The sequence below is a fragment of the Bhargavaea massiliensis genome (assembly GCF_050480245.1).
Taxonomy (GTDB): Bacteria; Bacillota; Bacilli; order Bacillales; family Anoxybacillaceae; genus Anoxybacillus.
Window position 1 is genome coordinate 1 of the sequence record NZ_JBCNEQ010000012.1, and the last position, 6,643, is coordinate 6,643.

Sequence of the window (6,643 nt, forward strand, 5' to 3'; positions counted from 1 at the left end):
ACCGTGATGAGCTTCGACGGCTTGTTTGGCGGCTAACAGAAACGTCGTCATGCGCGATGCCCATGTATGCCCTTGTTCGATGAAGCCTTTTAACTCACGCAAATGATGGGCGTGACAAAGGGCATGGGTGGCTTGCGTTTATTTTGGATACGTACCGAATCCATCGTGCATCATCGTCCCTTGATATCGCGGAAGAATCCCGATGTCATCAGTCGCTTTCTTTCCACGAGAAACGTGAGGAGCCAAGTACGTATATTTCGATGTACAGGCGACATGCACCCATGCGAGTTTCCCATTGATGCGCAAACTCGTTTCATCGACATGCAGGATGTTGGATTCAAGTAAGGCATCTTCGATGATGTCTATATTTGATTCCAGCGCTTCGCGTCCTCGTTTCACCATATTGGCAAGGGTTCCCGTACTAATCGAGTGTTGATATAACGCTTCGATTGTATCACTTAAACGCTTGTACGGGATCAATTGGATATGATGTAAATAAACAACGAGCGCCGTGAGCCGTGGACCGTATTGCACATGATTCGTGACATGGGCTGGGAATTCGGCTTGTTGAACACATCGACAATGTGGACACGATTTCACTTCACGTTCATGTTGTGTCACCTCGATCGCCACAGGAGGGACATCAAACACTTGACGGATATCGACTTTGAACGGTTTGACTTCACGCAAAGAAGCCCCACATCCTTGACACGTATGCACACGGTGGACGATGCGATGATGTGGATGTCCCACTTGACGGAGCGTCGTTCCTTGATGTCCTTCTTGTCCGCCTGGCTTATTGCCAGATGGTTGACGAGAAGAATGGGTGTGAAAACGGTCAGAAGATGGGGGCAAATGGCTATTGAAGCTGTTTTTTTTCGTGCGTGCTTCCAGCTCTTGAACACGGTACTTCAGTTGTTCATTTTCTTTGCGTAGTTGTTTGTTTTCGTGACGCAAATGTTCATTTTCTTGAACGAGTTGATGAATGAGCTGTTTTTGTTGTTGAACTTTGCCGATTAAGCTCTCAACTGTAAATACAGCTTGTTGTACCGTCAACATGCGATTCACCTCCTTGTCTATCAATATCCACATCATAGACAGGAAATACAAAAAATATTCAGCTCACTTTATGATGTGGCTGAATAGTTACATTTTAATAGCATTTCAAAATTTTTTAAGAGTTTTTTGATTTGGGTAATAGTTATAGGTCTTCAATATTATCCTTTATATAAAATTCTATAAATAGGTATAATGAAGATATATTAGACGTAAATGCCTTGTTACTAATTACAAGATAGAAGATTAATATAAAGGAAATAATGCGTAAACTATAAACTTCTGAATAGCCATTTCTTCTCTTTGATGAAGATGAAGAACTGAATAGGAGGGATTTTATGCCTTTTGAAGTTGGTGGGAGAGCAGATAAATTTGGAAATAGGTATGAGAGTAGGTGGGTAGTAAAGCAATTGCTTAGACTTGTAAAAGAAGAAATATCTTCCATCACATTGGAAGCTATTGGTGAAGAGGAAGAGGGGATTGACCTATGGATTAAAAATAATGATGGAAGTTTAATATGTTCACAGTGTAAAGCTAGAAATGGAAGTAAAGAGTTTTGGGATATTAGTGATTTACGAGCAAGGGATATATTTGATAATGCAAAAAAGTATTTAGACTCAAATGAAAAAACCACTTATCAGTTTGTGTCGGCAGTTAATTGTATGATGCTAAATGATATTACAATTAGAGCAAGGAACTCGAATGATAACCCAAGAGATTTTTATGAGTATCAAATTAAAAGTAGTTCGAAAGTGGAAAAAGCATATAAAAAAATAGTAGAATCCTTTAATCTTGATTATAATTCTGAAAAAGATAGAGATCGGGTTTTTCATTATTTAAAGCGAATACATATTATTCATTTTCCTGATGATTTAGAAACAAAAACAACTTTAAAGGAAACGATAAAGTATCTTTTTACTGGAAATCCAGAAACTATATATAATTTATTATTGAACTTTCCGATAGAAAATGATCTATTAGGAAAAGAAATCACATCCTATATGTTAATAAATTATTTAAAAAAACAACCAGAAATATCCCTTAGACAACTACATAAAGATGAAAGGATAATACCTAGAATAGAATACTTGAATAATGAATTCAGTTCTTCATTTGTAAAAATTAATGACACCTATATTTATAGGAAAGAAATAGAACATTGTTACAAAGAGATATTAAATGGAAATTCAATTGTTATACACGGAAAGGCAGGGAGTGGAAAAAGCGGATATGTTATTGGATTACTAGAAAAGCTTAAAAAGGATAATATAGTCCATCTTTCCTTAAAATTAGATAGACGTGTTCCAGAATATTCTTCCGAAAGTTACGGAGAACAATTAGGTTTACCTGCATCACCTGTATTTTGTATTGATGCGGTTTCGAATGGTCATGAAGCTGTATTGATTTTAGACCAACTTGATGCCATCCGTTGGACGAACAATCACTCTAGTACTGCATTAGAAGTCTGTAAAGAAATGATTGCTGAGGTAACTAACATTAACAAAGATAGAGATAAAAAAATCTCAATTGTTTTTGTTTGTCGCACATTTGATTTTCAAAATGATACTGGCATAAAACAATTATTTAAATCGAATGAAACTAACGAAAGAATTGAGTGGAAGGAAATATTAATATCAGAGTTAGATGATGAAAGTGTAAAAAGAATTGTAGGAGTAACATATAATGATTTAACATTGAAGCTTAGAACTTTGTTAAAATCTCCAAGCAATCTTTATATTTGGTCAAATCTTGAAGAAAACAGCAAGAAAAACCCCTATAAATCTTCTAGTGATCTAATAGAACAATGGTGGCGACAAATAAGTATTAATAGTGAAAAATTAGGTATATCGTATAGTGATCTAAATGAACTGAAAGATACAATAGTAAGGTATATAGATAATTTAGGAAGGTTAATGATACCAATGCATTTGGTTAGTAATTGTTCTAAGGTAGCTATTGAACACTTATTGTCTAATGGACTGTTAATTTCCGATAAAAAGAGCATAGGCTTTGTTCATCAAAGCTTTTTTGATTATTTTCTGGTTGAAAAAATGATTCAGCAAAAATTTAATGGAGATTCAATAACTAGTATTCTTGGTCCAATGTCTAAACAAACTCCGTCGAAAAGATATCAGCTGCAAATGTTATTAGAGTATCTTCAAGAATATGATATGGATTATTTTGTAGGTATAGGACTTGAACTGATTAGGAGTGAAAATGTTCGTTTTTATATGAAGTATGTTTTTTTAGAAGTTCTAGGACAGGCAGAGTATATTAGTTCAAAAACAGAAATATTCCTGAAGGAATATATTAACTCAGAATATTGGAGAAATCATTTATTCGATGCAGTTTTCAATAATCATCCTATTTATGTACAGTTTTTAATTCGTGAAGGTTATATTTCTCAATGGTTGAGTTCTGAAAATGATAGAGAATCAGCAATGTGGCTACTTAGAACAGTAAATTCGGGGATCCCTGATGAATTGACCTCGTTACTTTATCCTTTAGCATTCAAGGATCCTGAATTAGATAGTAAAATTTATAGTGTCCTATGTTGGAATATCGAAGAAGACTCTAATAATATGTTTGAATTCAGATTGGAATTGTTAAAATTTAGGCAACAACTTTTGGGGGCATACATTCCATGGGAGAGATTAGCTAAGAATTCTCCTAATAGGGCGTTAAAATTATTTGATGAGATAGTTAAGAATGTTAAGAAGGAGGATATTGAAAAAAGACATGATTTAGATGAAAAAGCAATAAAAATCTTTACTGAAATAGCGAAAGATAACCCTTACCAAGTTTGGGAAAGCTTTATGCCGTATATTGCAGAATCTACTCAAAATACAACTTCTATTTATGACAGAAAATTGGATTTTTGGAAATCAATGCAATATACGGAACAATTGTACGGAAGAGTGTATGTAGAAATGGTAAAAGCTGCAGGAAAAGAGTTAGTTAAAATTGATACAATTAGTCTCTTAGAAAGATGTGAGAAATATGATGAATACTGTTCACTTATAATTAATGAGATTTTATTATGTATAATGGAAAATTTACCAAGTGAGTATTCAGATTATGCAATTAAATGGTTAATTGAAAAACCATATAGACGATTTTTCAATTATACTGGGGAATCCGATGATTATTTACTATCAACTAAAAAAATCATAGAAAAGCATTCTAAGACTTGTTCGGATGAAGTCTTTAAAATGCTAGAAATTTTTCTTTACTATTACCACGATGAAGAAGAATTAGATAGAGCAAAAAATAGGTTTAAATTTAACCGAGAAAATAGAAAAGAACAAAAAAAAATAATGGTTTATTGGTCCTATTGGGGAGAGGTACAACACAAATTGTTACCAGCATTAGATAAAAATAGAATTTCAAAAAATACTTTTGAACTTATGAGAGTGCTTGATAGGAAATTCGAAGGTCAAGAAGATATCAGATATAAAAGGAATAAAGTTAGAGGAGGCTTTGTAGGCTCAACAATTGGTTCCAATGCTGAGAAAATCAGCGATGAGCAATGGATAAAAATCATCACGAAAAAAGATTATAAGAAGGAAAAATGGCCATTAGGTGAGGGTCCTATATTGGAATCTTCACCGGAGCAATTTTCAAGAGATCTTGAGAGGGTAGGTAAGCAAAATCCGAATAGAATAGCTTCATTAGCAATAAAATTATCAGAGGATATTGACCACAACTATATAAGAGCAATTTTTGATATTATTGGAGAAAAAGAGGCAAGTAAAGATATTGTTGATAACGAAAATTGGAAGCCTGTTGATTTTGACATAGCACAGAAACTATATAAAAAATGGAGTAAAAAAGAGAATGTTAGTGTTGTCATGTCTTTTTGTAGAGGAATAAGAGAGAGAGCTAACGAACCTTGGAATAAGGATATTTTAAATAAAATTTCCGATATTGCTAGGAACCATCCTAATCCTGAAGAGGGAAAGTTGAATGTAGTGTCATCTAATGACCCGGATGGAAAAACGGTAGAATCTTTATTAACAAATTCAATAAATTGTGTACGGGGATGTGCTGCTCAAGCAATTGCTTCACTATTATGGAAAGATAGTAATAGATATGAATACTTGAAGGATGCTGTTGAATCTATTGTTAACGATGAAAATCTGGCTGTAAATATGTCAGCAATTGAATGCATTATCCCAATCATGAATTTTGATAGAGAATATGCTATTAATAGCTTCTTTAAATTAGCAAATAGGGACCTAAGAATTGTTGCTCATCCAAATGCATATTATTTGTTTTATTACATTTATAAGGACTACACAAATGAAATAAAAGAACTAGTTTTAAAAATGTATAATTCAAAGTTAGAAGATGTATCTAAATTTGGTGCGAATCATTTAGCAAACATGAATGTACTATATGGATGTTTTAATGATGTTATTTTTGGGAATAACAAAAAATCAAAGTTTCAAAAGGAAGGAATAATTAGAATTGCAGTAGATCTCATAGGTCATCAAGAACATCATAAAAAGTGCAAATTAATAATAGAACATTTTTTAGATAAAGAAAAGGAAGATGATTTTACTTTTTTGTTAGCTCAATTACTAAATAAAGAGAAGCTAAATATACATGAGGACGCAGGATTTATATTAAAACTGGTAACTTCTAAATCCAACAGAAGAATAATCAGGCACTTTGTTGACTTTATTAATGAAAATGATGTTCCAATTAAAACATTCAAGGAAATTATATTTGGTATGTGTCAAAACATTATTGAAAACTCTAAGCGAGAAGTAATTGATATAGGAAGCGAACTTTATGGTATAGCTCCAGAACTATCAAAATTAATCGCATTACTTTATGATCGGACACAGGATGATTACGAAGTAAATCAACAGTGTTTAAATATTTGGGATATTATGTTTGAAAGTCGAATAGGAACAATTCGTGAATTAACTAGAACAATCATGGATTTATAGTTTGATGATAGCTGTTTATAACTAAGGCAAAACTTTAGTACTGAGTGACAGTATTGAATTCGGTCAAATGAGCAGGTTTATAAATAGGTATTCGGTAAAGTACTCATCGAAGTATCCTTTGATGCTTGCTTTACCGAATGTTATTATCAAGAATCCCTTGATATCAAAGGGTTTCAGCAGTTCTTAGATTTTACCAAAAAATATTTAGCCAAATACTCGTTAAAGTAAGCAGTAATAAGATAATTTTTTCGATAAAGTGAGCAGTAGAATCTTTAAATGGAGGTATGGGAGATGAGAGATCCGAAGAGGATTCCAAGGATTTTAACTCTGTTGTTCAAAATATAGGAGCAGCAACCGGATTTGCGATTTAATCAGTTAGTTCAAAATCTACAAGCCTTATATTCTCAACAAAATAACAACTTTGATAAAAGACATTTTTATGAAAAGGATGGAGAGATTACTTACCAGAATTATTATATAGAATTATTATATAGAATTATTATATAGAATTATTATATAGAATTATTATATAGACTCCCATGACAAAAAAATTTCGTCACCATCGGAAGGATGAAAACAACCTTCTGTCGAATGGTCTCCTTGCAGCTGGGGTCATGAGGTCGTTGTAT

Annotated in this window: 1 protein-coding gene and 1 pseudogene; one reads left to right on the forward strand and one right to left on the reverse strand. The window is 32.9% G+C overall.

Features of this window, described 5'->3' with window-relative positions; genetic code table 11:
• Window positions 1–1,059: pseudogene (gene tnpC, locus ABEV15_RS03270) on the reverse strand (IS66 family transposase); the annotation flags it as partial.
• A 335-nt stretch (window positions 1,060–1,394) separates the two neighbouring features.
• Between tnpC and ABEV15_RS03275 the strand changes: the two are divergent.
• On the forward strand, window positions 1,395–6,014 hold the full coding sequence (locus ABEV15_RS03275; protein ID WP_498852344.1) for a hypothetical protein: 4,620 nt from the start codon (window positions 1,395–1,397) through the stop codon (window positions 6,012–6,014).
• Window positions 6,015–6,643: the final 629 nt, after the last annotated feature.

Excerpts from the sequence above, each read along its gene's own strand:
- ABEV15_RS03275 (WP_498852344.1), top strand. The coding sequence starts at position 1,395 with ATGCCTTTTGAAGTTGGTGGGAGAGCAGATAAATTTGGAAATAGGTAT.